Here is a 26,101-nt window from a genome sequence, read left to right as displayed (position 1 = left end):
ATTTATAAAATTATTTAGTAATCTCATTCATTAAGAAAGTAACTCTATTTTCGATTGAATCTTTCGGAACTTCAATTAACTGATAACCATATTCATTATAAGTTTTTTCTAAATGCTTGTGAATTAGAACAGCTTCCTCATAGGATTCATATCTTTCTTTATCGCTTACATAGATTTCTTCCCAAGGAGGTAAAACAAAAACTCTTGAATATTTGTTCTCTAAGCAAGCTTTATGAAAGGCTTCTGGATATGAATTTCCAACAAAATCCATATAAGCAATAACATCTGGCAAACCTCTATCTATAAAAACTATTTCAGAGGATTCTTTTTTTGCTTGCTTGTATTGATTAATTCTTCCTTCTAATAATAACTCGCTAAAAAGTAAAGGTTGTTCAAGAAATAATTGCTCTATTCCGTCATTTTGAGCTTTTTGAATAATTTCTCTAGAAACTTCAGGATAACAAATATATCCTTTATTAGTAAGAGCATTTATTAAAGTCGTTTTTCCAGAACTTGGTCCACCTATTAAAACTATTATTTCTTTATCCATTCCATTAAAAAGTAAAACGCAAAAGTAAGTTTTTTTTAAAAATCTAATCCATAAATTAAATTTATGTTCTTCAAAATATTTATTCTTAACTTAAAAAAGTATATTTGCTACTCTAAAAAAATGAAGATGGATAAGAAAACGGAAGACTTTTATATTCGTTTGAAAGAAGAATTGGCTAATAATTCTATTTGGCCTTCAGAATATTTATTTAAATTTATTGTTCCTTCAGATGCTACAAAAGTAGAAACAGTTGAAAATGCTTTCAATACGATGGGAGCGGTTATAAATACAACACAATCAAAAACAGGGAAGTATACTAGTGTGTCAATTAGTGTACAAATGAAAAATCCACAAGCAGTTATTGATAAATATCAAGAACTTGCTGTTGTGGAAGGAATCATATCATTATAATTATGGAAGTAAAAACAGAAGCAGTATCGCAATTAGAATATAACTCAATACGTGAGCAGTTAATTATTCCAGAATATGGAAGACATTTGCAGAAATTAATTGATCAAGTAACAGAAATTGAAAATAGGGAAGAACGAAATAAGGCTGCTAAATATGTTATTTCGGTTATGGGTTCTTTAAATCCGCATTTAAGAGATGTTCCGGATTTTCAGCATAAGTTATGGGATCAATTATTCATCATGTCTGATTTTAGATTAGAGGTAGATTCTCCATATCCTATTCCTTCAAGAGAGGTCTTGAATCAACGACCAGAAATTTTAAAATACCCACAAAATTTTCCTAAGTATCGTTTTTATGGAAATAATATCACTTACATGATTGATGTGGCTATGAAATGGGAGGAAGGTGATTTAAAGAGTGCTTTAATTTTGGTGATAGCCAATCACATGAAGAAATGCTATTTAAGTTGGAATAAAGAAACTGTGGAAGATGAAGTTATTTTTCAACATTTATTAGAATTATCTAACGGAAAAATAGATTTATTTAAGTCTAATGAAGAACTATCTAATTCACATAACTTAATGAAAGTGAATAAGAAGATGTCTAATAAATCTCAATTTAATACGAATAGTAAAAATTCGAATCCGAAAATTCACAAAAAGAAAACTAATATAAACCCTAAAAATCATAAAAGAAATTAAGTTTAATGGGAACATTCAAAATAGAAGGTGGAAAAGCACTTAAAGGTGAAATTACTCCTCAAGGAGCTAAGAATGAAGCATTACAGGTTTTATGTCCTGTATTATTAACTTCTGAAAAAGTTAGGGTTACTAATATTCCTGATATTATTGATGTTAATAAATTAATTACGCTTTTAGGTAATTTAGGAGTTAAGATTCAAAAAAATGGAGCAGGAGATTATACATTTCAGGCTGATGAGGTTAATGTAGACTATTTAAAAACGGAAGCTTTTAAAAAAGAAGGTGGAAGTTTAAGAGGTTCTATTATGATTGTAGGTCCATTATTAGCTCGTTTTGGTTGTGGTTATATTCCAAAACCAGGAGGAGATAAAATTGGTCGTCGTCGATTAGATACGCACTTTGAAGGTTTTATTAATCTTGGAGCTAAATTTAGATATGAAAGAGAAGACCATTTTTATGGTGTTGAAAGAGAAGGCAAATTGCAAGGAACTTATATGTTACTTGATGAAGCTTCAGTAACTGGAACAGCAAATATTGTTATGGCTGCTGTTTTAGCAGAAGGTACAACTACAATTTATAATGCAGCTTGTGAACCTTACTTGCAACAGTTATGTAAAATGTTGAACTCTATGGGTGCCAAAATTAAAGGCATTGGTTCTAATTTGTTAACTATAGAAGGTGTAGATGAATTAGGTGGCTGCGAACATAGAATTTTGCCTGATATGATTGAAATTGGCTCTTGGATTGGTCTTGCTGCTATGACAAGAAGTGAAATTACAATCAAAAATGTAAGTTGGGATAATTTGGGTCAAATACCTAATGTGTTCAGAAAGCTAGGAATTACTCTAGAGCGAAAAGGAGATGATATTTACATTCCAGCTCATAAAGAAGGTTATGAGATAAAAACGGATATTGATGGTTCAATTTTGACCGTTTCTGATGCTCCTTGGCCTGGATTTACTCCAGATTTATTGAGTATTGTTTTGGTTGTAGCTACACAAGCTAAAGGAGACGTTTTAATTCATCAAAAAATGTTTGAAAGTAGATTGTTCTTCGTAGATAAATTAATTGATATGGGTGCCAAAATTATGCTGTGTGATCCACATAGAGCAGTAGTTATGGGACATAATTTTCAATCTCAATTGAAAGCGACAACCATGAGTTCACCAGACATTCGTGCTGGGATTTCACTACTAATTGCAGCTTTAACTGCTAAAGGTTCAAGCACAATTCAAAATATTGAGCAAATTGATAGAGGTTATGAAAGAATTGATGAAAGATTGAGAGCGATTGGTGCCGATATTGTAAGAGTATAAGATAAATTGTAAAATATAAAAAAAACAAATTCCAATTAATATTAATTGGAATTTGTTTTTTTATTTAAGCCATTCTTTTTTGATTGCATTTTTGGAGTACCAAATTAAAAATAATCCAATGACAGGAATCATAATGGTCATTACTAATTCAAAGCTATTAAATTCTCTTATTTTAAATCGCATAAAAGCATCTATATTTTGAACAATAATACCTAAAAAAGAAATAACAAAGAAGGAATATGCTATCTTTTTTCGAATTAAAAGCGCTATACAGCCAATAGTAGCTGCGAAAACAGCAATAGCAAAAGCTGCAGTTGACCAAGATGGTGTTGCGTCAAGTAAAGCAAGTCTTTCAGGTGTTAATCCACTTCTAACAGAATCTGATTTAAATGCCATAAGAAGATACTGATTCACACCCATTAGATTCCATAAAAGTGCAACTACACTTATTATCCAAAAGGAAGTTTTTGGTTTTGTCATAGTTAAAATGTTTTGGTTAGTTATAGTAAATGTATAAAAAAAATCCAAATTTTCAATTTCTTGATATTTGGATTTTATTGTTTTTATTTTAAATTGTAATTAATTCATTATGAATTGTTTAGGGTTAAAATGAATTCGTCTTTTTCTTTTAGACTTTAGTTTTTTATATAATTAAAATAATAATACTTTATTCATCAAAAACGCAATCCAAACATAATTCCATCACCTTGGAAGCCATTTTGATAAGCTCTTACATAGTCAATTCGTAGAAATCGAAACTTGCCAAAACCAATATTGTCAAAACCAACACTAAATTCTTGATATGGTTTAGTATTAGGAACATTAATTTGGTGAAAACCACCCACTAAATTCCATTGTAATTTATTTAATAACGGAATTTTGTTCATAATATAACCTTTAAAATTATGTTGTAAATGCGTTTCTAAATAAGCATCATTAGTAGAATTAGTATAATAAGGCAAAAGATTAAAGGCATTTAAATAATTACCTCTAAAATTCACATGTGTTTGATTACCATTAAAATGCTTGTAATCAATAAAAGAAATATTATCTGCATTAAAGAATTTTCCTCCTCTTACATTTGCTGAAAATTCTCCCTTGTTTCCAAAAGTTTGATTGTAGTCTATACGAGCAGCAACGAAATCATAATTATAATTTGAATTAGTACCACCAAATCCTTTTTCGTAAGTAAAACTCAAGATTGGATATTTGTCATTTTGAATATTGATTTTTCCGTCAGGTCTTGAAATGTATTTTTGCCCAAATCGTATTCTAGTAGCTATATTTGCTTTGTATAGACTATGCTTTTCAAATCCTGAACTATAATTAAAAGGTTGTAAAGGATCATTTGAAGAGTAAATATCATCGCTTTTTATAATCGATTGATTGGTGTTATTAAATAAAGAATGCCTGTTTTCATATGATAATTTACCATTAATAAAAATACCATTTACAAGTTCTTGTCCGTAATTGATTTCAGCAAATTCTTTATTGTATAATTTCATAAAATTATTTTTAAAGAAAAGTGTACTTACTGTATTTATAAAATTAGGAATAGGCTCATTGCTATTAAATTGACTAACTGCACTTCCTCCTGAAATGGATAGGTTTGCATTATTAATGTTGTTAAATCGGTGATAATACCTTCCATTAACTCTTAGTCTATCTTCTGCAAATCCATAGTTGAATGTTGATGAAATATAAGTGTACTTGCCTGTTTCTTCGTTCCACTTTCTGTAGGAAAAACCACTATCTAAATTCCAACCTTGAACGGTATTAAAACTAAGTGAAGAGAAATTCAACATTCCTTGGTAACTTAGATTCCACTTTTTATGTGAATTTTTGTAGGTATAACCACTTATGATATCAAAGAATTTAAATTTATTTGATTTGGCATCAATAGAATCTAAATAGGTTTTTGATTTGCGAATGGTTTCAATACTATCTTTTTTAGTGTAATTTTTTAATTCTTCTTCTGTAAGAGGTACAGGTCTTGTTGTTTGCCAAAATGAATTTTCTTTTTTATTAGCATTTTCAGCAAAAGTGACTATCTCTTTTCCAAAAGTTTTCTTTTCGAAACTTTCTTTGAATTTATAATTACTAAATACATGTGTGAATTTTCCTGTAAATTTCATTCCAAAAATTCCTGCATCAAAATCTAGGGATTGAACATTCTTAACCCATAATTTTTCTTCTGTGTTGTAACTGAAATTTTGGAGTAATTTCATAGTTTCAAGAATGGGTTGTTGCATTCTATATCCTTTAATGTCTAAATCAATCCCATAAATTGCCCAAGTATCTTCTACAATGTAAATATATCCTTCAAAAACAGGTTCTTTATCTCTTTTTGGTGTAACATTAATTTTATTAATTAATTGATTTTTATCATCATAGAAACTACTTTCTAATTTGTATCTGTAGTAATTAAAAGCATTGTCAGCAATAGGAGAAACCATGTTAATACCAAATTCTACATAGTTTTCATAAAAATCATAATTAGTATTCAATGCAGTGTTATAACTAAAACCGCTATCGTCACCAGCAATTTTAGAAGCAATAATTTCTTCTTTTAGGTTGTTTGGTTTTTCAAATTTTATTTTTGAAACAGTTTCAGATAAATAAATTACTCCACTTCTTGTAGAGTCTAGGCTTCCTTCCATATCACCAACATCAATTCCCATGAATTTTTTTGGAATATCTTTTACTTTAAAAATACCTCTTGAATAGAAATCAGCTTCAAACTTATCAGTTTTATCAGCGTTTATTTTTTTATTAGCAATAGCTTTTTTTATAACTTCATCAGCTGGATTAATACCGTTTTGAACAACAACTTCGTTTAGTTGAAAATCTTCTTCTTGAAGAGTAACATCAAACTCAAATGGGAATCGATTAATGTTTAGAATTTGTTTTTGGGTTTTATATCCTAAATATTGAAACAATAAGGTTACGTTTTTTGAGGTTGTGTAATTCAGCTCATATTTTCCATTTTCATTAGTAGTAGTTCCAATATATGTGTTTTCGATATAAATATTTACATAAGGTAACGGGTTTCCATTTGTATCACTTACTGTTCCTTTTATTTGTGATACTATTATACCAGTAAATAAAAGGAAGAGTGTAGTAAAGATATTTTTCATTGTTGTTTGGTGTTTATTTAAAAGACGGTTTTACGAAATAAAAGGTTGTATGGTTTATAAAAAATAATCAACTGCTAATTCGTAACTTTTTAATCCAAAACCTATTATAATACCTTTTGCATTTGGAGAAATGTAAGATTGGTGTCTAAACTCTTCTCTAGAAAAAGTATTAGAAATATGTACTTCAATAACAGGAGTTGTAATTCCTTTTATAGCATCGCCTAAACCAATTGAGGTATGAGTGTAGGCACCAGCATTTAAAATAATACCATCATAAGAAAAACCCACTTCATGTAATTTGTTAATTAATTCTCCTTCTACATTACTTTGGAAGTAAGTAAATGAAATTTCAGGAAATTTATTTTCTAAGGTTGAAAAATAATCTTCAAAAGTTAAATTGCCATAAATTTCTGGTTCTCTTTTTCCTAATAAATTAAGGTTTGGTCCATTAAGTATTAATAATTTCATGTAATATAGATTTTAAGTAAAAATAAAAAAACCATTCATTAGTTGAATGGTTTTATAAAAAGTTTAAGAGTTTTTAAAAGAGAATACCAGCAGAAAGTTGAAAAACACTATTTTTTGCTTCTGCATTTTTTGAAATTTCGTTGAGACCAAGTATATATCTTGCTTGAATAAAAAGATGTTCGGTTAATTGTAAACCTAATCCTCCGTCAACTGCAAAATCAAACGTATTATAATCGTTTAAATCAAATTCATCTTTTTTGCTTAATAAAAAAGAAGCTTGCGGACCAATTTCTAATGAAACGCTTTCACTCAAATTCAATTTTGCGAGAAAAGGAATGGATAAGTAACCTAATTCATTTTTAAACTCACTAATTGCATTTTCATAAGAAGCACCTTGTGTTGAATAGAGTAATTCGGGTTGTAAAGCCAAAGATTTGCTTAATCTAATAACACTAACAAAACCAGCATGATAACTAGTTATAGCATCTGTTTTAATTGATGTATCTATAAGATTAGCATAGTTCAAACCTCCTTTTATACCTACTTTAAAGATTTGACTAGTAACTATTTGTAAGGAAAATAGTAAAATTATTGTTAAAAAAAGTTTGCTTTTCATGTTTTAAATGATTGATATTTAATTAATAACGAATCTATTGGAAGGAAATTGTTTATAAATTGAGTAATTATTATAAAAAAAGTCATTCAAATTAAATGAATGACTTTATATAATTTTAATTATTAATAAATCTTATTGAATAATGAATTTTATAGTTTTTAAATCGCTATTTGAATCCAAATAGTTCATAATATAAATTCCTTTACTCAAATGTGATGTGTCTATAGTAATTTCATTGTCATTTGAAGTGTTTTCACTGAATTCTTTTACAATTTGTCCAAAAGAATTTATTATTGATATAATTTTACAATTATTAGTTATAACATTTAATTTATCTTTCACTGGAACTGGAAATATTTTTGGTTCAAGATTTTCGTTATTTGTTTTTTCAATATTTGTTTTGAAATCAGATTCTCTTTTTCTGCTTGCAGATGAAATTCTATTCGCTTTATATGTAGTGCTTGAACAGATTGTAGCTAATTCACTTTGCGTAACAGGAATTACTTTATTCGTTGGGTTAGTAGGGTTGAAATCAGGTTGATGAGCATATTGTATAGCATCAGCAATATAGTCAGAACCATTCATGTTATATCCACTTGGAGCCTCCTTTAATTCTACTGGATAAGTAACAACATATAATACATTTTGTGCATTTGGATTATCCGTTCTCTTTAAATTTAGAACAAATTTTAGTTTGAAATTTTTTACTCTAGGTGCTAAGAATTCTGGTCTTGGAGTTGTCACTTGAGGAAGAAATGATAAAGAATTATTTATGTTTGATTTGAAGTCACTAGTTAATAAATTACTCCAAGTTATGGGTAAATCTGCTTTGCTTTGTACATAACTATATATTCTAGATCCTTGTATTTTCTGAAATTCACAGTTAGTAGAATTTGTGCATTGCCATTTTTTTGTGAAAGAACCTACAGGTTTGTATTGGGATATTTGTCTAGTTTTAACCTCATTGCTTGTTCTTGAAACGTCATATAAAAATTCAAATGAATAATCATTTTTAAAGTTATTTATACCAATGGGTTTAAAAGCATTTTGAAAAATTCCATTATCTGAATCTGTAGATGGACCTGTATTAGTTCCTAAAATAGCTAAACCATTATTTAAATCATTATCTAGACTATTAAAAATAAATGTAGGGTATTTTTTTGGGTAAGTTATTGATGGCTTTTCATATTCAACTAATAAAATAATTTCTGCATCTTGTAAGATTAAATTACTTGCTGGATTTATAGCATATTTTAGATTTTCACCTGAAAGCTTATATATTCTGTTCGTAAATTTATAATCAGAAAGTACTTCCCAATATTCTTTTATTCTTGAAGATGGTACTATGGTTTCTCTATTTAAAAAGCTTTTAGATGTAAAACTTTCCTTGTAATGCATAACTGGAGTATTAATTAATGAAAAAACACCCAAAGTTTCATTGTATAATGGTTGACCTCCAATTGTTCCTGGTAAAATATTATTATTTATTGAACCAGGTAAACCAATAGTTTGATTATGCATAGGGTCTTGAGTAGAAATTGTACCGCTAATTTGTACATCTAGATTAACACTCATAGGGGCTAATTGAATAGGTTGATTGCCACTAGCTCCACCACCAAATAATCCGCTTAAAAATTTTACTCCTTCACTTACATATGGTAAAGCTTTTAAGCCTGCTTTCATGAAGTTATTATTATTTAAAAAACTTCCAATATTGTTAATCGCTCCAATTGTAATTCCTCCATCAGCTAAATCTTTATATATTTTTTGATATTTGTCAGCAAAATTTGTCACACTTTTATGAGCCGACATCATTTTGTTGTTAATATTAGTTGCGCTTTTCCAAAAATTCCCATCTGAAGAAGTAGAACCTTGACCTTGTGTTATTGAAGAAATGATACCGGTTATTTTTCCAGTTAATTCTACTGATGAATTACTAATTAATTCTGTGTATAAAAATAACCTTGAAGTTTCATCGAATGAACATGTACAAGGATCATAATTTAATTTAAAATCTGCATAAGCCCAATAATTATTATCATTGTAAAATTTTAATGTAGTGCTTAGAGAAGGATTAGCAATATGTGTAGCATCTAGTGCTTTTTCATCATTAGCCATGTCTAAAAGATTGGTTTGGAATCCAGGAGCAAATTTTAATGTTAATAATGCTCCATTATAGTTAGTGTTTCTGCACCATTTAACTAAAATTCGTAACATTCCAGTATATTTATTATATAGCATTATATAAGTGTGTTCTGGTTTTGCTGCTAATGGAATATTGTTATTGTCGTATCCTAAATTATAGGCAATCATTTCCCAACCATCTTCAGGCATCATATCTTTTGATAATGATAAAGGCAGAAGTTCTAATTGATTAGATTGAAAAGGGTTTGGTGTAAATGTATTTGGAGTACATTGAGAATTTATATTATAGTAAGAGTTATCAGTTGTCCAATCAAATTGATTGATGTAATCAGGTTGATTTGGATTTACAGGAGAAAGCGCATCTGTGCTGATTTCATTTGGTTCGCATACACTTTGCGAATAATTAGAAACAAAGCAATTCAAAAGTAATAATAAATAGATTTTTTTCATTTTTTTCATTTTTAGCTCGCAAAATTATTACTAACTTTCTTATATTTTTTATTACTGTGGTATTGTTTTTTTATAAAAAAGATGTTTTTTATATATACTAACTTTTATACAAAATAATGAGGTAACTACTTGATTAATAATAAAATTAGTGTTAAATAAAGTTTATTTTTTATGTTTTTAATTATTCATTTGTTTGTTTAAAGCTTTGATTATTAGTTAATAACGTTTTTTTTGCTTAAAAAAATGTTAATAATTGCTTTTCTTTTATGAAATTCTTAAAAAAAATAATATAAATTTGTCTTAATAACTAAAATTTAAAAAAAATGAAAAAATTATTATTTGCTGCTGTAGCAGTATTTGCATTTGGAGTTTCTAATGCACAGGAAGTTAAGTTTGGAGCTAAAGCAGGTTTAAACTTGTCTAACTTCTCAGGAGATGCTGAAGGTACTTCAACTAAAGTAGGTTTTCAAGTAGGAGCTCTTGCTGAAATTATGATTTCTGATAAGTTTGCAATTCAACCTGAATTAGTATATTCATCTCTTGGTGCTAAAAGTAGTGACGAAGGTTTTGATTACACAAGTCATTTGAATTATTTAAACATTCCAGTAATGGCTAAGTATTTTGTAGCAGAAGGATTTAGTTTAGAAGCTGGGCCACAAATTGGATTTTTATTATCTGCAAAAGATAAAGGAGATGGTGAAGATGTGGATACAAAAGAATATTATAATTCAACTGATTTTGGTATGAATGTTGGAGCTGGTTATGATGTAACTGAAAATATTAACCTAGGATTAAGATACACTTTTGGTCTTAGTAATATTGCTAAAGATGCACCTAGTGGTTATAAAGTTGGAAACAGTAACATTGCATTCGCAGTAGCTTACAAATTCTAATATTTTTATAAAATATTTAAAATCCCGCTTTTGCGGGTTTTTTTGCTTTTGATTATTAAATAGTTATGTTTTTTATGTTTTTTTTAATACTTTTTTTCTTGCTGGAAAATAAATATTATATAAATTCGCAGTCTCAAAATTTAAAATTAATTAAAATGAAAAAATTATTATTCGCTGCTGCTGCAGTTTTCGCATTTAGTTTTGCTAATGCTCAAGAAGAATCTACAGATGGTGGTTTTTCTCAAGGAGATGTATTTGTTTCTGGAGCTTTCACATTTGGAAGTGAGAAAACAGGAGATTTCAAAGTTAATACTTTTGAAGTAGCACCTAAAGTAGGTTATTTTGTAACTGAAAACATTGCTGCTGGATTGATGTTAGGTTATGCTTCAAATAAAGTTGATGTAGGTTCAGCTGACGCTACTAATAGTGGTTTCGGTGTTGGAGCTTTTGGACGTTACTATTTTACACCAGCAAACAAATTCTCATTATTTGCTGAATTAGGAGCTAATTATATGGGTTATAGCTATGAGTTCGATCCAGAAGATTTTACTGCATCTGATGCAGATGTAAAAGAATTTGGTGTTAACTTGGGTGCAGGTATAAACTATTTCGTTTCTTCTAATTTTTCAATTGAAGCTGGAGTAGCTGTTTTAGGTTATTCTTCAAACGATAATGGAGGAGATGGAGCAGAAAAAACTAATTCATTTAATTTCGGTGGAGATTGGAGAGCTGTAACTTTTGGAGTTAACTACAAATTCTAATTAGAATTTCTAAATTGAATACATTTAAATCCCGCTTTTGCGGGATTTTTTGTTTTTATATCTTTTGTAGTTTTAGAAGTACTTTTATTATTTTTTTGAGATATTTTTTATAGTTTTGCGCTAACAAATTTAAGATAAACAATATGAAAAAAGTATTACTTTCTGTGATAGCATTGTGCGGTTTTGCTATTGCTAATGCTCAAGAAGAAGATGAAATTTTGGTAAACCCAATTCTTTCTAGTAAAGGAGAACATTATTTACCTCAAATGGATGACTGGGCTATTAGTTTTAATGCTGATGGTATTTTTGAATATGTAGGGAATGCATTTAGTGGCTCTACAAGTAGAAATAATGCACCAAAAGTAAGTTATGTAAGAACAAATACTTTTGTGGGTAAAATGTTTGTTTCAGATAAGAAAGCGTATAGAGTTGTTGCTAATTTAGGTTTTGGTTCGCAAAATAATACGTCTCCTCTTGTAACTGGTCCTGGTGCAGGAACAACAATTGAAACTAAGAATAATGATTTTGCTTTAGCATTAGGGGTAGGAAAAGAATGGAGAAAAGGGAATACACGTTTACAAGGGTTTTATGGAGCAGATGTTTTAGTAACTACTGCTTTTAATACCGAAGAAGTTACAACAACAGACACGGATACTGGTGATTTTGTAAGTAGTTTTGAAGAAAAATCTGGTTTAGATTTAGGAGCTGGAATTCAAGGATTTATTGGTGCTGAGTATTTTATTTTTCCAAAGTTTGCTATAGGAGCTCAATATACATATAGAGTAGGGTTTGCTTTAAATGGAGCCTCTGAAACAACAACTAAAAATGGAACTGACGATGCAGTAACAGTAGATGGAGATAAAGGTTTTTCTTTTGCATTTGGTGATTTAGATAATACTACAAATGTAGGAGTAGGGATTTTTTCTTTAAATCTTACTTTGCATTTTTAAAAATATAAAGTTTTCTTAAAATCCCGCTTTTGCGGGATTTTTTTATGTTTTGTTTTTTGTATTTTTGGGTTATGAGTAATTGGCAATCTTTTATTAAAGAATATCAAAACTATCTTAAGCTAGAAAGAGGTTTGTCTGCAAATACGATTGAGAATTATTCCTTTGATATTGAAAAACTGGTATTGTTTCTTTCGAATCACAATATAGATGAAAGTCCTTTAGCAATTACAGAAGAAACGATTCAGCAATTTATTTATGAAACTTCAGCAAAAGTTAATGCTAGAAGTCAATCAAGGATTATATCTGGGTTAAAAAGTTTTTTTAATTATTTGGTATTTGAAGATTATAGAACAAATACTCCTATGGAATTAATTGAAGTTCCAAAAACAGGAAGAAAACTGCCAGATACACTTTCTGTTGAAGAAATAGATAAGTTAATTGATGCAATTGATTTGTCTACTTTAGAAGGGGAGAGGAATAGAGCTATATTAGAAACATTGTACAGTTGTGGATTGAGGGTTTCAGAATTGGTTACTTTAAAAATATCAGATTTGTTTTTTGAAGAAGGTTTTGTAAAAATCACTGGAAAAGGAAATAAGCAGCGATTTGTTCCTATTGGTAAAACAACAGAGAAATATATTTTACTGTATAAAAATCAAATTCGAAATCAAATTAATATTCAGAAAGGACATGAAGATACTTTGTTTTTAAATAGAAGGGGAAAACAGTTAACAAGAGCAATGATTTTTACTATTATAAAAGATTTGGCTTTAAAGACTAATTTAAGTAAGGTAATAAGTCCTCATACGTTTAGGCATTCCTTTGCTACTCATTTGTTAGAGAACGGAGCAGATTTACGTTCTATTCAATTAATGCTAGGACATGAGTCTATAACTACGACAGAAGTTTATATGCATTTGGATCGAAAGTTTTTGGCAGAAGTATTGAATAATTTTCATCCAAGAAAATAATAAAAAAGCATTACAAAATTGTAATGCTTTTTTATTTTAAAAATTGAATCCAATGCCAATCTGAAAAACAGAATTTTTTGAATCGGTATTTTTAATAACTTCGTTTATACTATAGGTGTATCTTGCAGAAATTAAAAAATCATCAATATTAAATGAAACTCCACCAGCTAAAGCAGTATCAAAACTATTGACGTCGTTATTTAGTGTTGAATTGTTTTCGGATTTAATTTTCTCATTAATTTTAAAACCAAATTGAGGTCCAGCTTCCACAGAAAAAACTTTACCAATATGAATCTTGGCTAAAATAGGCAAATTGATATAGTCGATTCTATATTCTTGTTTGTAATTGTTTCCTAATAAGTTAGTGTAATTAGTTTCAAAGCCTTGTCTTGAATAAATAATTTCGGGTTGAAGTGATAAAACCTTTCTTATTAAAGGAACTTCTCCATAAAAACCAATATAGTAACTGGTTCTAGGGTCAGCACCTTCGTTGAAGTCTCCCTTAGTAATGGTTGAATAATTAAGACCTCCTTTTATTCCAAACTTTTCTGAATTTCCATTTTGAGCAAAAATGGCATTTGCTAATAAAAATGAAAAACTAGCTAAAAAAACTTTTTTCATATTACTTTATTTTTATGTTTATAAATTAATAAGAGTAAAAATCATGCCAATTTTTTTCTAAAAGAAGTATTTGTATAAAAATAAAAAACGCCTTCATTTCTGAAAAGCGTTTTTGTTTTTATATGTATTTTTAATTATTTAGCTATATTCACAGCCCTAGTTTCTCTAATAACTGTGATCTTAACTTGACCAGGATAAGTCATCTCTGTTTGTATTTTTTGAGAGATTTCAAAAGATAAGTTAGAAGCAGATTCATCTGAAACTTTTTCACTTTCAACTATAACACGTAATTCTCTACCAGCTTGAATAGCATAAGCATTTTTAACACCATTGAATCCAAATGCAATATCTTCTAAATCTTTTAGACGTTGAATGTAAGAATCTAAAACTTGTCTTCTAGCACCTGGTCTAGCACCAGAAATAGCATCACATACTTGAATGATTGGTGAAATTAAATATTTCATTTCAATTTCATCATGGTGAGCACCAATTGCATTACAAACTTCTTCTTTCTCTCCATATTTCTCAGCCCATTGCATTCCTAAGATAGCGTGTGGTAATTCACTTTCAGTATCGGGTACTTTTCCAATATCATGAAGTAAACCTGCTCGTTTTGCTAATTTTACATTCAGACCTAGTTCGGCTGCCATTATTCCACATAAATTAGCTACTTCTCTAGAGTGCTGTAATAAATTTTGTCCATATGAAGAACGGTATTTCATTCGGCCAACAATTTTTATTAATTCTGGATGTAATCCATGAATTCCTAAATCAATTACTGTTCGTTTACCAACTTCAATAATTTCTTCCTCTATTTGTTTTTGAGTTTTAGCAACTACTTCTTCAATTCTAGCTGGGTGAATACGGCCATCTGTAACTAATTTATGTAGTGCTAAACGTGCAATCTCTCTTCTTACTGGATCAAAACATGAAAGGATAATAGCTTCTGGAGTGTCATCAACAATAATTTCAACACCTGTAGCAGATTCTAGGGCTCTAATATTTCTTCCTTCACGACCAATAATTCTACCTTTAACATCATCTGATTCAATGTTGAAAACAGAAACGCAGTTTTCAACAGCTTCTTCTGTTCCTACTCTTTGAATGGTGCTAATAATGATTTTTTTAGCTTCTTGTTGTGCTGTTAATTTAGCCTCCTCTATAGTGTCTTGAATGAAAGACATCGCATTGGTTTTTGCCTCATTTTTTAAGCTTTCTACTAATTGATTTTTAGCTTCGTCAGCAGATAGACCAGAAATAACTTCAAGTTGCTCTACTTGACTTTTATGTAATCTGTCAATTTCTTGTTGCTTCTTGTCTAGAAATTCAATTTTAGTATCGTAATCAGCTATTTTTCTTTCTATATCTTCATTTACTTTTTTTGACTTCGCTAACTCATTTGAAATTTGAGATTCTTTATCTCTAGTTCTTTTCTCAGCTTCAGCCATCTTTTTGTCTCTTGATAAAATGACTTGCTCGTGATCAGCTTTCAATTCTAAAAATTTTTCTTTAGCTTGAAGGATTTTATCTTTTTTAAGCGATTCGGCTTCGGTTTTTGCATCTTTTAGGATGGAACCAGCTTCTTTTTTTGCATTTTTGATTAGGTTTGAAACATTACTCTTTTCGAGAAATTTAGCAATTCCAAAGCCTAAAGCAAGACCTGCGATGATTCCAATTATTATACTTAATATGTCCATAGTTTGTTAAATAAATTATATAAAAAAAGCCTACATTAGGTGTTTGTATAAACTCGTATATGACAAGTTTTGAGCTAACTCGTATTTCATGCTTCCCACTTAAGGGCTTGCAATAGCTACGAAGATTCACTCATTTTAATTTGTTAGTGTTGAGTTTATCAAATATATACTAATGTAGGCAGTATTTTTGTTTGTATGTAAGAACGTGTTTATTTTGTGAGTAAGTCACTCAATTTTTTATCTAAATTCTTCAAGCGATTAAATGATGTTTCATATTCTTGAGAGATGTCAAGTTGTTTTTGCTCAGATTGTGATGCAAATTGTAATGCGCACATGGCTAAAACATCTTGTTTGTCTCTCACTGCATAGTTTTGTTCAAATTCTTTAATCATCATATCAATTTTTTTTGAAGCACTTCTTAAGCCTTCTTCTTGAGATTCCTCAATACTTAGAGGGTATACTCTGTCTGCTATTGATATTTTAATCTTTAATTTTTCACTCATGCTCTCTAATCAGAAAGTTGTGCTATGCAATAATCAATTTCTCGAATTAATGAATTTATTTTGAGTTTCGTTTCTCTTTTATTTTCTTCACTGCCTAATAGTGAATTTATCATCTTCAAATTCGCTACATTATCTTTCAATTCAGCTATTTCAACTGCTTGTTGTTCTTGAATATCTTCAGAAACTTTGATTTTTTCTAATAATTCCTTGTTCTTTTTCTCTAGTTGAACCAGCTTTTGGTTGAGCTTGAAAAATTTAATTTCAAGAGAATCAATTAGTTCAGATAATCCATTCATCAATGATAAAATTCATTTCTATTTCTACAAAATTAGTATTACTATTGGATAATAACAATACTTTTTGCAAAAAATTATATTTTTATTTGAATTTTTTATAATATTTTGATTGTTAAGTACTTATAAAAAGGATGTTTTTCCTATTTAATTTATAAGAATTTTTATTATTTTAGCCTAAATATACTATACGCACATGAGACTTATTATTATCCTATTTTTTTCTGCTTCAATTTTTGGGCAAACCAATTATCCAAATGATTTTATTTCTCCTTTATCAATTCCGATTGATGTTTCTGGTTCTTTTGGGGAATTACGTAGTAACCACTTTCATGCTGGATTAGATATCAAAACCAATAAGAAAGAAGGTTTAGATGTTTTTGCAGTTGGAGACGGTTTTGTATCTAGAATAAAAATTTCAACTTTTGGTTACGGTAAAGCCATTTATATCACACATCCTAATGGCTATGTATCTGTTTATGGTCATTTAAGAGAAGCAAATGGTGCTATTGAAGAATATATTAAGAAACAACAATATAAACAAAAGTCTTTTGAAGTAGAAATGTTTCCTAGTGCTGGAGAATTGCCTGTAAAACAAGGAGATATTATTGCTTTTTCTGGGAATTCTGGAGGAAGCGGTGGGCCACATTTGCATTTTGAATTTAGAGATTCGAGAACTGAAAAAGTGATTAATCCGTTGCATTTTGGGTTTACTAAATTTGTATCAGATAAAAGAGAACCTTTTTTACAAGGAATTGTCGCTTATCCAATAGATAGTGTTGTTGTAAATAAATCTCAAAAGCCAATAGCTATTTCTTTTAACAAACAAGCTGATGGAACGTATTTAGCCACAAAGGTACTTACGAATGGTAAAGTAGGTTTTGGAATTAATGCATATGATTATTGTACTAATCCTTATAATAAAAACGGTTTGTATAAAGTGAATGCTTATTTAAATGGTGTTCTGTATTATGAATATGATTTTGAAACATTCTCTTTTGATGAATCACGATATATTAATAATTTAATTGATTATGAACGTTACAAGGGAATGAAACAAAGGGTACAAAAACTATTTCATTATTCTCCTTATCCTTTGTCTGTTATTAAATATAGTAAAAATAATGGCATTATTAATACTCAACCTAATGCAAATTATAATTATAAAATTGAACTTTTTGATTATCACGGAAATAAAACAACTATAATAATTCCAATAGAATTTCAGAATCAAACAATAACTATTTCTAAAGAAAATAATAATGAACCTTATTTGCTGCGTTCCAAAGTAGAAAATAATTATACTAAAGAAAATGTATCCATTTATGTTCCTGAAAATGCTTTTTATGATGATTTTAAATTTGATTTTGAAGTAAAAGATGGTGTTTTAAGTTTTTCAGAAAAAGATAAACCACTTCAAAAGAATATAACTGTAACATTTAATAATGTAGAAGGAGTTTCTGAGGCTCTTTTAGATAAAACTTTTATAGCTTCTTTAGAAGGTCACCGTCTATATTATAATAAGACCTATCGAAAGGGAACTACCTTTTCAACTAGAGTTAGGGATTTAGATAATTATAAATTGGCTGTCGATACGATAGCACCTAGAATTTATAATGTTAATTTTGTAGAGGGTAAGGATTTGAAAAATCAAAAAACTTTAAGTGTTTCTATTGCGGATAATTTATCTGGAATAGATACTTATAATGGTTATTTAAATGGTGAATGGATATTAATGGAATACGATTATAAGACTAAAAAGCTAATTCATACGTTAAGTGATAATAAATATGTTCAAGGGGAAAATGATTTTAAAGTGGTTGTAACCGATAATATGCAAAATTCAGCTACCTTTGAGTCGCATTTTTTTATGAATAATTAAAGTTGATATAATTGAAAAAACTTATCTTTTTAGCCATTTTTTGCTTTTTTGAGCAATTTCTACTTGCACAAACGGCAAGAATTAAAGGTGTTATTTTAGATGAATTTAATAATCCTATTGAAAACGTAACCGTTACTGTAGGTGAAAATGGAACAGAAACTAATAAGAATGGTTTTTATTCCTTAGAGGTTCCTGCTAATAAAGAAATTACTATAGTTTTTTCTCATGTCTCCTTTAAAAGTGCGACAATTATTACTACTTTGAAAAAAAATGAAGATTTTGAATTTTATCCTGTTTTAAACACAAGAGTAACTCAGATAGGACCAGTAACGGTAACTGGAAATAGTAAAAAAAGGATTGAGGGTGTTACGAATATTGATCCTGTAGTTATTAGAACTATTCCTGGTGCTAATGCAGGTATAGAAAATGTATTGAAAACTTTACCAGGAGTTTATAACAACAATGAATTGAGTACTTCTTATGGTGTAAGAGGTGGGAATTATGATGAAAATTTGGTCTATGTAAACGAAATAGAAGTGTATCGCCCTTTTTTAATTCGTTCTGGTCAACAAGAGGGATTGAGTTTTACTAACACAAACATGGTGGAGAATGTTGATTTTTCTGCAGGTGGTTTTCAAGCTAAATATGGAGACAAATTATCGTCTGTTTTAGATATTACTTATAGAAATCCAAAACAATTTGGAGCAAGCCTTGAAGCAAGTCTCATGGGAGGAAGTTTAACTTTTGATGGAGTTTCTAAAAATCAAAAATGGAGCAACATTACAGGTATTCGTTATAGAGATAATAGTTTACTGGTAAATAGCAAAGAAACTGAAACTAATTTTAGACCTTCCTTTGCGGATATTCAAACTTTAGTTAGTTTTAATGCTTCTACAAAATGGAGTTGGAGCTTTTTAGGAAATATTTCTCAAAATAAATACAATTACGAACCTTTAACTCGTCAAACTAATTTTGGAACTATAGATGACCCTATTGCTTTAGTTGTGGCTTATGAAGGTCAGGAAAAAGATAAGTATTTGACTTTATTTGGAGCATTGAAATCAGTTTACCAATATAACGCTAATAATAAACTGAAGTTCATTACATCTACTTATCATACTCAAGAACAAGAACATTATGATATTTTAGCCCAATATCGCTTAGGTGAAGTAGATTCAAATATTGGTTCTGAAACTTTTGGTGATGTTGTTTTTTCAAGAGGAATTGGTTCACAATTAAGTCATGCTAGAAATGATTTAGATGCTTTAATTTTCAATGCTGAAGTGAAAGGATTTCATGAGTTAAATGAAAAAACGCAAATAGAATGGGGAATTAAATATACTAAGGAGGATATTAGAGATCGGATTGTAGAATGGGAAGTAATTGATTCTGCAGGTTTTTCTTTACCAGCTCCTGTCTTAGACTATCAAAATGATCAGCCATATAATCCTTATGTTGGCCCTTTGGCTCCTTATCAAAATGTAAGAGCAACAAATTACACTACTATTAATCGTTTTTCGGGATATGCACAATGGAACTATAAAGGATCATTTGGAACACATAAATATTGGTTAAACGCAGGTGTTAGAGGACATCAATGGCAGGTTTCAGGCAAAAATATTGTAGGAGGGGAAAGCCAATTTACTTTTTCGCCAAGAGTACAATTTGCTGTAAAACCAGATTGGAAGAAAGATATGTTATTTCGCATTTCTGGAGGAGTTTACAACCAACCACCATTTTACAGAGAACTGAGAGATTATGATGGAGTAGTGCAACCTAATGTAAAAGCACAAAAGTCATTTCATTTCGTACTGAGTAATGATTATAGTTTTAAAATGTGGACAAGACCTTTTAAATTAGTTAGTGAAGCCTATTATAAGAAGATTACAGATGTAAATACATATACAATTAATAATGTAAGAATACGATATAGAGCCAATAACGAAGCGGAAGCTTATGCGTATGGATTCGATGCTCGATTAAATGGAGAATTTGTTCCAGGTACAGAATCTTGGTTTAGTTTTGGTTATTTGAAAACAGAAGAAAATCAAAATGATAGAGGTTATATCTCAAGACCAACTGATCAACGTTTGAAATTTGGTTTGTTGTTTCAAGATTATATGCCTAATATTCCAAATTTTAAGGTTTATATAAATTTAGTTTATAATACTGGTTTGCCAGGTGGTTCTCCTTCTTATGCAGACCCATATGACTTTCAATTAAGATTAAAAGACTATCGTAGAGCAGATGTTGGGTTTTCTTATGTGTTTAAAGATGCTTCAATTCAATCCAATAAAAAATGGTTAAGTCCTTTTAAAGAGTTGTCTTTAGGTTTAGAAATCTTTAATATGTTTAACAATCAAAACTCCATTACAAATACATGGGTAAGAGATGTATATACAAAATCTCAATATGGAATTCCTAACTTTTTGACCACAAGAGTTTTTAATGTAAAATTAATGGCACGTTTGTAAAATAAAGACATTCAAAAAATTAGTATATTTGACTATAACTTTCAAAACATGAACATCATCACACGTTATATTTCATTTTGTATCATTACACTTTTAATAAGTTGTAAACAAGAAAAGCAGACTCCTAAAGTAATTTATGAGGAAGCAAAGGAAACTATTGAACCTAAAAAAATAGATACGACTTCTATAAAAATTGCCGATTTACCTATTCATATGGAAGGAACTAAGTTTCTTATTCATCCTGTAGGAGATGTTCGTGTATATGATGATTATAGTAAAGTATATGGCTCTAGTAAAACGAATCAAGTGAGTTATGCTATATCTAACTATAATCGATTTGAAATAACAGGTTATTTTGAGAATTTAAAGTTTCAACATATAGATTCTACTCGTCTTATACCTTTGACAGAAAACAAAATACAAATCCAAACAGTTACTTTTTTAAATACAATTGCTGAAAAAACTGTAAAACAAATTTTAGTTTATATTTTAGTAGATTCTGATACTAATAAAGATGGTAAAGTGGATCAAAATGACATTAAATCATTATATATAAGTCATATTGATGGTTCAGGATTTGTCAAATTATCAGAACCATTACAAGAATTGATTGACTGGAATATCATCGAAACTCAAAATAGATTATATTTTAGATGTATTGGAGATATTAATAAAAATGGTGCTTTTGATAAAAATGACAAAGTTCATTATTATTTTGTGAACCTTCTTGCTGAAGAATGGAAAGTGGAAGAGTATATACCTATCTAGGTTGGAAATTATAGTTCTAATAATTCTCTGAGGAATTAAACTTTTTATATGACTAGGATAAGAACTGTAGGAGGTAAAATGATTGAAACTACAGGAGGTGACTATAATATTTATACAAAAGAGAGTATAGTTTATAGTGCTACAACAACAATTGCAGAAACTGGAGTTGAAAAAGGAGTATTAAGAAGTTTATTAAAAAAAAGCAATTTGAAAAATTAGTAACAAATTTTGTGGTTATTCCATTTTCTAAATATGTATTGATTAAGTTTTTAATTTAGAGCATTAAAAATAAGTAAAAGAGTTAAAATTATATTTTAAGAACTGCTTGTGTTTAATGTAAAAACAAAGCTTAAAATAGTATTTTGTGATTTTAGTAAAAACTTTCTGGAAACCTTGAAATATTTTTTAATTTTTATATACTATTCTTAACAAAAAATCGTTATAAAAATATTATTTGGCCAATAATTGAGGGATTTGTCTGGTACCCAAAGAAAAAACTGAACTAGGTAGAACTTCCATGCCAATAAAAGAGGAAGAAATCTCTAATTTTTAATATTTTAAAATGAAAAAATCATTTTTTGGCTTAATTGCCATTGCATTTATTTCTTTGAGTTCTTTTACAAAAGAAAACTCAAAAGATGTTGTTGAACATAGTTGTACCTATAGAATGTATGGTGCTTCTGGTCAGTATTTAGGAACTCATACAATATCCCTTCCAAATGTTGTAGATTGCGGTAGCGTGCTAGGTAAATACGCTGCAATTGAGATTTGGAATAATAATCATTAAAAAAGTTCGAAAAATATCCCTATTCGAATAGGGATATTTTAGTTTTTTTAAGTATAAAATTCATAAATAACATAAAATAATTTCTAATAATGAAAACACTTTTTATTGCATTTCTTTTATTTTTTCAATTATCATATTCACAAAGTGAAATAACTTTGAAGGTACAATATAATGAATTTATAGCTCAACATCCTAAAATAGTTATGAAGAATATAGGGGCATTATATATGTCAAAAGATTTTTCATTCTATAAGGTTGAACCAATTGAAAGTGAAAAAAAAAGCGAGATTGAAGATGGACAGACAATAATTTTGGACTCAAATGAAAAAGATTTTTTATTTTCTGAAATTATTGTTAACAATAAAGAGAAAACGTTAACAGAGACATTGTATGAAAATCTATTTTTAAAGAAACATTATGCAGTCAAAGAAAATTTATCAGTAATGAAGTGGGAAATTTTAGATGATGAAAAAAAAATTAATAATTATCTGTGTAAAAGTGCACAAATAACATTTAGAGGTAGATCTTATACAGCATGGTATACAGAACAAATTCCTATTTTTTCTGGCCCATGGAAATTTAATGGACTTCCTGGTTTAATCTTATCTGTATCAGATAAAAAAGGAATTTATAAATGGGAAGTAAAATCGATTACTTATCCATATAAGGGAAAAGAAATCGATTTAAAAAAGATTAATATTAATAACCCAAAATTTAAATCTATTTCTTACAAAGATTTTGACATAAAACGTATAAAAGCAATAAATGAAAAAATAGAAATGATAAGAGCTAGAAATGCTAATAGAACCGAAAATAAGGCAAGCTATTCGTATTCAACATTTCTTGAAAAAGAGCCTACAAATGAATGGAGAACTAAGTTTTTTTTTGATTAACTGAAACACTATTATAAAAATAAGTTGTTTTAGTGCTAACTTATTTTTAAAAAATCTTTTATGAAAAAAAAAAATAAGTTAATCCTTTTTTTTACACTTTTATTTAATAGCATTATTTTTTCTCAAACTACAATTAAAGGTAAAATTAATTTTGATAATAACGAAAAGAATAATCCTGTAACCATAGTATTGAAACAAGGTGGTAAAACAATTGATTATTCGTATTCAAACTCAGATGATACATACATTTTAGAAATAAATAAGTTTGGCTTTTTTACACTAGTTTTTTCTTCATTAAGTTTTGAAACAGAGTACATAAATATTGAAATTTCATCTAAAATAAAAGAAATTGAAAAAAATATTCTATTAACTCACAAGTTAATAGAATTAAATGAAGTAATAGTTGAAACAAATAATCCAATAAAAATAAAAAATGACACAATAGTTTTTAATGCAAAATCTTTTATACAAGGAAATGAACAAGTAGTTGAAGATTTGTTAAAAAAAATTCCAGGGTTAACTGTTACAGATGATGGTAAAGTTAGACTAGGTAATCAAGAAATTGAAAAAGTTATGATTGATGGTGAGGATTTTTTTGAGCGTGGGTATAAAATTATTACAAAAAATATGCATGTTAACCCTATAGATAAAGTAGAGTTATATCAAAATTATTCCAACAACAAGCATCTAAAAGGAATTGAAAACAGTGATAAAGTGGCTCTAAATTTAGTATTAAAAGAAGATGCTAAACACATTTGGTTTGGTAATGCATTAGGTGGTTTTGGTCTAGTTTCCAAAAATAGATATGAGTTGAAAAGTAATATAATGAATTTTGGTAAAAAAAATAAGCATTATTTTTTAACTAATCTAAATAATATTAGTAATGATGTAATTGGAGATGTCAACAGTTTAATTAGACCTTATCGCTCTGATGAACCAGGAAGTATTGGAGATAATCAATCAGTAAAAACACTTTTAGGATTAGGTTTAGATTTGCCAAATCTAAAAGAAAAGAGAGTAAACTTTAATAATGCAGAAATGCTTTCGTTAAATAGTATTTTTATCCTTTCTAAAAAAGTAAAACTTAAAACTTTAGGCTTTCTAAACACAGATGAAATTGATTATTTTAGAAATAGTGTTCAATCTTTTTCAATGGGAACTACTTCTTTTGTAAATATGGAAGAATTTTTAGCAAGAAAAAAACAAATTACAGGTTTTAGTAAGCTAGATTTGATCTATGATATTTCTAAAAATAAAACTTTAGAATATTCGGGAAAATTAAATCAAACTGACGAAAGAAAACAAAGTAATCTTCTGTTCAACAACGTTTTGCTAAACGAAAGACTTAATAGTAATAATCAACTTTTTGATCAGAAATTGGTTTTTACCAATAGATTTAAAGATAATAAAGTTTTAATTTTTTCAGGTAGATATATCAACGAAAAAACACCACAAAACTATTCTGTTAATCAGTTTATTTTTAATGATTTGTTTTCTGATAATGCAGATAATACCAAACAATATAGTAAAAATCAAATGCAGTTTGTAGGTGTTGAAACTCATTTTTTAAACAAAAATATGAAGGATGATTTATTAGAAATGAAATTAGGAAATCAATTAAGAATTGATAATTTAAATACACGTTTTGAATTATTAAATAATGATATTAATCTTGCGCTACCTAATAGTTATCAAAATAATCTAATTTATTCTACTAATGATTTATATTTATCAGTAAAATATCATTTTAAGTTTGATAATTTTAAATTATTAACTCAATCAGACTTTCATCAGTTATTTAATCAATTTAAAAAGCATGAAAGTAGAGACAATCAAAATACATTTTTAGTTATTCCGAAACTAGGTTTAGACTGGAATATAAATGAAAAGAATAAGATTATAGCATCATACTCCTATAATACTATGAATTCAGGAATTTTGGATGTTTATTCAGGTTTTGTGCAGAATGGCTTTCGTTCGTTTTCAAAGGGTTTAGAAGAATTTAATCAGCTAAATTCATCAAATGTTAATTTAAATTATACTTACGGGAATTGGGGTGATAAGTTTTTTACAAACACCTTTATTTTGTATTCTAACAGCAATGACTTTTATAGTAATAATTTTATTATTACTCAAAATTATTCACAATCTGAAAAAATTATTATAAAAGACAGAGAATTTTTATCTATTTCATCTAATATTGATTATTATTTTAAGCCAATAAAATCTAATTTAAAAATCACACTAGATGCAACAAAAACTAATTTTAAGAACATTTTAAATAATTCAAATTTAAGAGAAATAAAAAATTTAAGTGCAAAATATGGTTTTGAATTGCGTTCAGGTTATAAAGGTATTTTTAATTATCATATTGGTTCAAAATGGAGCTATAATCAAGTAAAAACAACCATACAAAATTCATTTACAAACAATATAAGTTTTTTAGATTTATCATTCTTGTTTAGTAATAAGTTTAATATTCAACTACAATCAGAGCGGTATTTTTTTGGTAATTTAGAAAAAATAAACAATCAATATTATTTTTTAGATTTAGAAGCACGTTATACTGTCAAGAAAAATAAATTAACATTTTTTCTTTCTGGAAATAATCTTTTTAATACAGAAACATTTATAAACTATAATATCACAGATATTGATATTTCGAAAACAGAATATAGATTACAAACAAGATATGTTCTTTTAAAAATAGAGCTAAGATTTTAAATGTATTTTTTATTTAGTTTTATAAATTAACTTATACTTTAATAAAGTGGTATTTAAATCAGAAAAGACTGAGTAAAAAAGAAATTAGAT

Annotated in this window: 24 protein-coding genes; 14 read left to right on the top strand and 10 right to left on the bottom strand. The window is 28.3% G+C overall.

Annotated elements, in window-relative coordinates; translation table 11 throughout:
• Nucleotides 1–10 precede the first annotated feature (10 nt).
• A complete protein-coding gene (locus FIA58_RS05990; RefSeq protein ID WP_140961181.1) occupies nucleotides 11–550 on the bottom strand; it encodes an AAA family ATPase in 540 nt (179 codons plus the stop codon).
• 126 nt (nucleotides 551–676) lie between these two features.
• Between FIA58_RS05990 and FIA58_RS05985 the strand changes: the two genes are divergently transcribed.
• From FIA58_RS05985 to murA, 3 genes are read left to right on the top strand one after another with little or no spacing between them, the layout of a single operon-like run.
• On the top strand, nucleotides 677–961 hold the full coding sequence (locus FIA58_RS05985; RefSeq protein ID WP_140961179.1) for a DUF493 family protein: 285 nt from the start codon (nucleotides 677–679) through the stop codon (nucleotides 959–961).
• Nucleotides 962–963: 2 nt separating this feature from the next.
• Nucleotides 964–1,662 carry a DUF4290 domain-containing protein gene (locus FIA58_RS05980; protein WP_140961177.1) on the top strand — a complete coding sequence of 233 codons (699 nt, stop codon included), beginning with the start codon at nucleotides 964–966 and terminating at the stop codon, nucleotides 1,660–1,662.
• A 5-nt stretch (nucleotides 1,663–1,667) separates the two neighbouring features.
• On the top strand, nucleotides 1,668–2,978 hold the full coding sequence (murA, locus tag FIA58_RS05975) for a UDP-N-acetylglucosamine 1-carboxyvinyltransferase (RefSeq protein WP_140961174.1): 1,311 nt from the start codon (nucleotides 1,668–1,670) through the stop codon (nucleotides 2,976–2,978).
• Nucleotides 2,979–3,038: 60 nt separating this feature from the next.
• Here the strand turns inward: murA and FIA58_RS05970 are convergent, their stop codons facing one another.
• The 5 genes from FIA58_RS05970 to FIA58_RS05950 form a co-directional block, all read right to left on the bottom strand.
• A complete protein-coding gene (locus FIA58_RS05970; RefSeq protein WP_140961172.1) occupies nucleotides 3,039–3,458 on the bottom strand; it encodes a hypothetical protein in 420 nt (139 codons plus the stop codon).
• Between the two features lie 194 nt (nucleotides 3,459–3,652).
• The gene (locus FIA58_RS05965) at nucleotides 3,653–6,115 is read right to left on the bottom strand and encodes a DUF5686 and carboxypeptidase regulatory-like domain-containing protein (protein WP_140961170.1); all 2,463 of its coding nucleotides are present in this window, start codon (nucleotides 6,113–6,115) and stop codon (nucleotides 3,653–3,655) included.
• Nucleotides 6,116–6,169: 54 nt separating this feature from the next.
• Nucleotides 6,170–6,583, bottom strand: coding sequence for a type II 3-dehydroquinate dehydratase (gene aroQ, locus FIA58_RS05960; protein WP_140961168.1), 414 nt, complete (start codon nucleotides 6,581–6,583; stop codon nucleotides 6,170–6,172).
• A 73-nt stretch (nucleotides 6,584–6,656) separates the two neighbouring features.
• On the bottom strand, nucleotides 6,657–7,199 hold the full coding sequence (locus FIA58_RS05955; RefSeq protein ID WP_140961166.1) for a porin family protein: 543 nt from the start codon (nucleotides 7,197–7,199) through the stop codon (nucleotides 6,657–6,659).
• Between the two features lie 132 nt (nucleotides 7,200–7,331).
• Nucleotides 7,332–9,794: a T9SS type A sorting domain-containing protein gene (locus tag FIA58_RS05950; RefSeq protein ID WP_165928862.1), complete on the bottom strand. Its 2,463-nt coding sequence runs from the start codon at nucleotides 9,792–9,794 to the stop codon at nucleotides 7,332–7,334.
• Between the two features lie 323 nt (nucleotides 9,795–10,117).
• Here FIA58_RS05950 and FIA58_RS05945 point away from each other — a divergent pair, with 323 nt between their 5' ends.
• The 4 genes from FIA58_RS05945 (at nucleotide 10,118) to xerD (ending at nucleotide 13,369) form a co-directional block, all read left to right on the top strand.
• The gene (locus tag FIA58_RS05945) at nucleotides 10,118–10,687 is read left to right on the top strand and encodes a porin family protein (RefSeq protein ID WP_140961162.1); all 570 of its coding nucleotides are present in this window, start codon (nucleotides 10,118–10,120) and stop codon (nucleotides 10,685–10,687) included.
• A gap of 155 nt (nucleotides 10,688–10,842) precedes the next feature.
• Nucleotides 10,843–11,448 carry an outer membrane protein gene (locus FIA58_RS05940; RefSeq protein ID WP_140961160.1) on the top strand — a complete coding sequence of 202 codons (606 nt, stop codon included), beginning with the start codon at nucleotides 10,843–10,845 and terminating at the stop codon, nucleotides 11,446–11,448.
• 143 nt (nucleotides 11,449–11,591) lie between these two features.
• Nucleotides 11,592–12,398, top strand: a complete 807-nt coding sequence (locus FIA58_RS05935; protein ID WP_208022764.1) for a hypothetical protein — start codon at nucleotides 11,592–11,594, stop codon at nucleotides 12,396–12,398.
• Nucleotides 12,399–12,469: 71 nt separating this feature from the next.
• A complete protein-coding gene (gene xerD / locus FIA58_RS05930; protein WP_140961158.1) occupies nucleotides 12,470–13,369 on the top strand; it encodes a site-specific tyrosine recombinase XerD in 900 nt (299 codons plus the stop codon).
• Nucleotides 13,370–13,405: 36 nt separating this feature from the next.
• Here xerD and FIA58_RS05925 read toward each other — a convergent pair whose 3' ends face one another.
• The 4 genes from FIA58_RS05925 to FIA58_RS05910 all read right to left on the bottom strand — a co-directional run bounded on the left by FIA58_RS05925 (nucleotide 13,406) and on the right by FIA58_RS05910 (nucleotide 16,486).
• Nucleotides 13,406–13,990 carry a porin family protein gene (locus FIA58_RS05925; RefSeq protein ID WP_140961156.1) on the bottom strand — a complete coding sequence of 195 codons (585 nt, stop codon included), beginning with the start codon at nucleotides 13,988–13,990 and terminating at the stop codon, nucleotides 13,406–13,408.
• Between the two features lie 134 nt (nucleotides 13,991–14,124).
• On the bottom strand, nucleotides 14,125–15,687 hold the full coding sequence (gene rny / locus FIA58_RS05920) for a ribonuclease Y (RefSeq protein WP_140961153.1): 1,563 nt from the start codon (nucleotides 15,685–15,687) through the stop codon (nucleotides 14,125–14,127).
• Nucleotides 15,688–15,896: 209 nt separating this feature from the next.
• On the bottom strand, nucleotides 15,897–16,190 hold the full coding sequence (locus FIA58_RS05915) for a cell division protein ZapA (RefSeq protein WP_140961151.1): 294 nt from the start codon (nucleotides 16,188–16,190) through the stop codon (nucleotides 15,897–15,899).
• A 5-nt stretch (nucleotides 16,191–16,195) separates the two neighbouring features.
• Nucleotides 16,196–16,486: a hypothetical protein gene (locus FIA58_RS05910; protein WP_140961148.1), complete on the bottom strand. Its 291-nt coding sequence runs from the start codon at nucleotides 16,484–16,486 to the stop codon at nucleotides 16,196–16,198.
• A gap of 193 nt (nucleotides 16,487–16,679) precedes the next feature.
• On the opposite strand from FIA58_RS05910, the gene FIA58_RS05905 reads away from it, so the two are divergent.
• The 7 genes from FIA58_RS05905 to FIA58_RS05875 all read left to right on the top strand — a co-directional run bounded on the left by FIA58_RS05905 (nucleotide 16,680) and on the right by FIA58_RS05875 (nucleotide 26,011).
• Nucleotides 16,680–18,365 (top strand): M23 family metallopeptidase, encoded by a 1,686-nt coding sequence (locus FIA58_RS05905; protein WP_140961145.1) that lies wholly within the window; start codon nucleotides 16,680–16,682, stop codon nucleotides 18,363–18,365.
• An 11-nt stretch (nucleotides 18,366–18,376) separates the two neighbouring features.
• A complete protein-coding gene (locus FIA58_RS05900) occupies nucleotides 18,377–20,839 on the top strand; it encodes a TonB-dependent receptor (protein WP_208022763.1) in 2,463 nt (820 codons plus the stop codon).
• Nucleotides 20,840–20,887: 48 nt separating this feature from the next.
• Nucleotides 20,888–21,607: a hypothetical protein gene (locus FIA58_RS05895; RefSeq protein ID WP_140961129.1), complete on the top strand. Its 720-nt coding sequence runs from the start codon at nucleotides 20,888–20,890 to the stop codon at nucleotides 21,605–21,607.
• 48 nt (nucleotides 21,608–21,655) lie between these two features.
• Entirely contained in the window at nucleotides 21,656–21,826 is a 171-nt protein-coding gene (locus FIA58_RS05890) for a hypothetical protein (protein ID WP_165928861.1), read from the top strand.
• Nucleotides 21,827–22,169: 343 nt separating this feature from the next.
• On the top strand, nucleotides 22,170–22,394 hold the full coding sequence (locus FIA58_RS05885; protein WP_140961127.1) for a hypothetical protein: 225 nt from the start codon (nucleotides 22,170–22,172) through the stop codon (nucleotides 22,392–22,394).
• 89 nt (nucleotides 22,395–22,483) lie between these two features.
• Nucleotides 22,484–23,287: a GLPGLI family protein gene (locus FIA58_RS05880; RefSeq protein WP_140961125.1), complete on the top strand. Its 804-nt coding sequence runs from the start codon at nucleotides 22,484–22,486 to the stop codon at nucleotides 23,285–23,287.
• A 60-nt stretch (nucleotides 23,288–23,347) separates the two neighbouring features.
• Nucleotides 23,348–26,011, top strand: coding sequence for a peptidase associated domain and porin domain-containing protein (locus tag FIA58_RS05875; RefSeq protein ID WP_140961123.1), 2,664 nt, complete (start codon nucleotides 23,348–23,350; stop codon nucleotides 26,009–26,011).
• Nucleotides 26,012–26,101: the final 90 nt, after the last annotated feature.

Origin of the sequence: Flavobacterium jejuense, assembly GCF_006491595.2 — a bacterium.
GTDB classification, from domain to species: domain Bacteria; phylum Bacteroidota; class Bacteroidia; order Flavobacteriales; family Flavobacteriaceae; genus Flavobacterium; species Flavobacterium jejuense.
Note: the sequence above shows the minus strand (reverse complement) of the source record. Positions and strands in the feature narration are given on the sequence as shown.

Coding starts and splice junctions, on each gene's coding strand:
- FIA58_RS05910 (WP_140961148.1), bottom strand. CDS start 16,486: ATGAATGGATTATCTGAACTAATTGATTCTCTTGAAATTAAATTTTTC.
- FIA58_RS05985 (WP_140961179.1), top strand. CDS start 677: ATGGATAAGAAAACGGAAGACTTTTATATTCGTTTGAAAGAAGAATTG.
- FIA58_RS05945 (WP_140961162.1), top strand. CDS start 10,118: ATGAAAAAATTATTATTTGCTGCTGTAGCAGTATTTGCATTTGGAGTT.
- FIA58_RS05890 (WP_165928861.1), top strand. CDS start 21,656: ATGACTAGGATAAGAACTGTAGGAGGTAAAATGATTGAAACTACAGGA.
- FIA58_RS05950 (WP_165928862.1), bottom strand. CDS start 9,794: ATGAAAAAAATCTATTTATTATTACTTTTGAATTGCTTTGTTTCTAAT.
- FIA58_RS05935 (WP_208022764.1), top strand. CDS start 11,592: ATGAAAAAAGTATTACTTTCTGTGATAGCATTGTGCGGTTTTGCTATT.
- FIA58_RS05965 (WP_140961170.1), bottom strand. CDS start 6,115: ATGAAAAATATCTTTACTACACTCTTCCTTTTATTTACTGGTATAATA.
- FIA58_RS05880 (WP_140961125.1), top strand. CDS start 22,484: ATGAAAACACTTTTTATTGCATTTCTTTTATTTTTTCAATTATCATAT.
- FIA58_RS05990 (WP_140961181.1), bottom strand. CDS start 550: ATGGATAAAGAAATAATAGTTTTAATAGGTGGACCAAGTTCTGGAAAA.
- FIA58_RS05915 (WP_140961151.1), bottom strand. CDS start 16,190: ATGAGTGAAAAATTAAAGATTAAAATATCAATAGCAGACAGAGTATAC.
- murA (WP_140961174.1), top strand. CDS start 1,668: ATGGGAACATTCAAAATAGAAGGTGGAAAAGCACTTAAAGGTGAAATT.
- FIA58_RS05940 (WP_140961160.1), top strand. CDS start 10,843: ATGAAAAAATTATTATTCGCTGCTGCTGCAGTTTTCGCATTTAGTTTT.
- FIA58_RS05970 (WP_140961172.1), bottom strand. CDS start 3,458: ATGACAAAACCAAAAACTTCCTTTTGGATAATAAGTGTAGTTGCACTT.
- FIA58_RS05980 (WP_140961177.1), top strand. CDS start 964: ATGGAAGTAAAAACAGAAGCAGTATCGCAATTAGAATATAACTCAATA.
- FIA58_RS05955 (WP_140961166.1), bottom strand. CDS start 7,199: ATGAAAAGCAAACTTTTTTTAACAATAATTTTACTATTTTCCTTACAA.
- FIA58_RS05895 (WP_140961129.1), top strand. CDS start 20,888: ATGAACATCATCACACGTTATATTTCATTTTGTATCATTACACTTTTA.
- FIA58_RS05925 (WP_140961156.1), bottom strand. CDS start 13,990: ATGAAAAAAGTTTTTTTAGCTAGTTTTTCATTTTTATTAGCAAATGCC.
- rny (WP_140961153.1), bottom strand. CDS start 15,687: ATGGACATATTAAGTATAATAATTGGAATCATCGCAGGTCTTGCTTTA.
- aroQ (WP_140961168.1), bottom strand. CDS start 6,583: ATGAAATTATTAATACTTAATGGACCAAACCTTAATTTATTAGGAAAA.
- FIA58_RS05875 (WP_140961123.1), top strand. CDS start 23,348: ATGAAAAAAAAAAATAAGTTAATCCTTTTTTTTACACTTTTATTTAAT.
- xerD (WP_140961158.1), top strand. CDS start 12,470: ATGAGTAATTGGCAATCTTTTATTAAAGAATATCAAAACTATCTTAAG.
- FIA58_RS05905 (WP_140961145.1), top strand. CDS start 16,680: ATGAGACTTATTATTATCCTATTTTTTTCTGCTTCAATTTTTGGGCAA.
- FIA58_RS05885 (WP_140961127.1), top strand. CDS start 22,170: ATGAAAAAATCATTTTTTGGCTTAATTGCCATTGCATTTATTTCTTTG.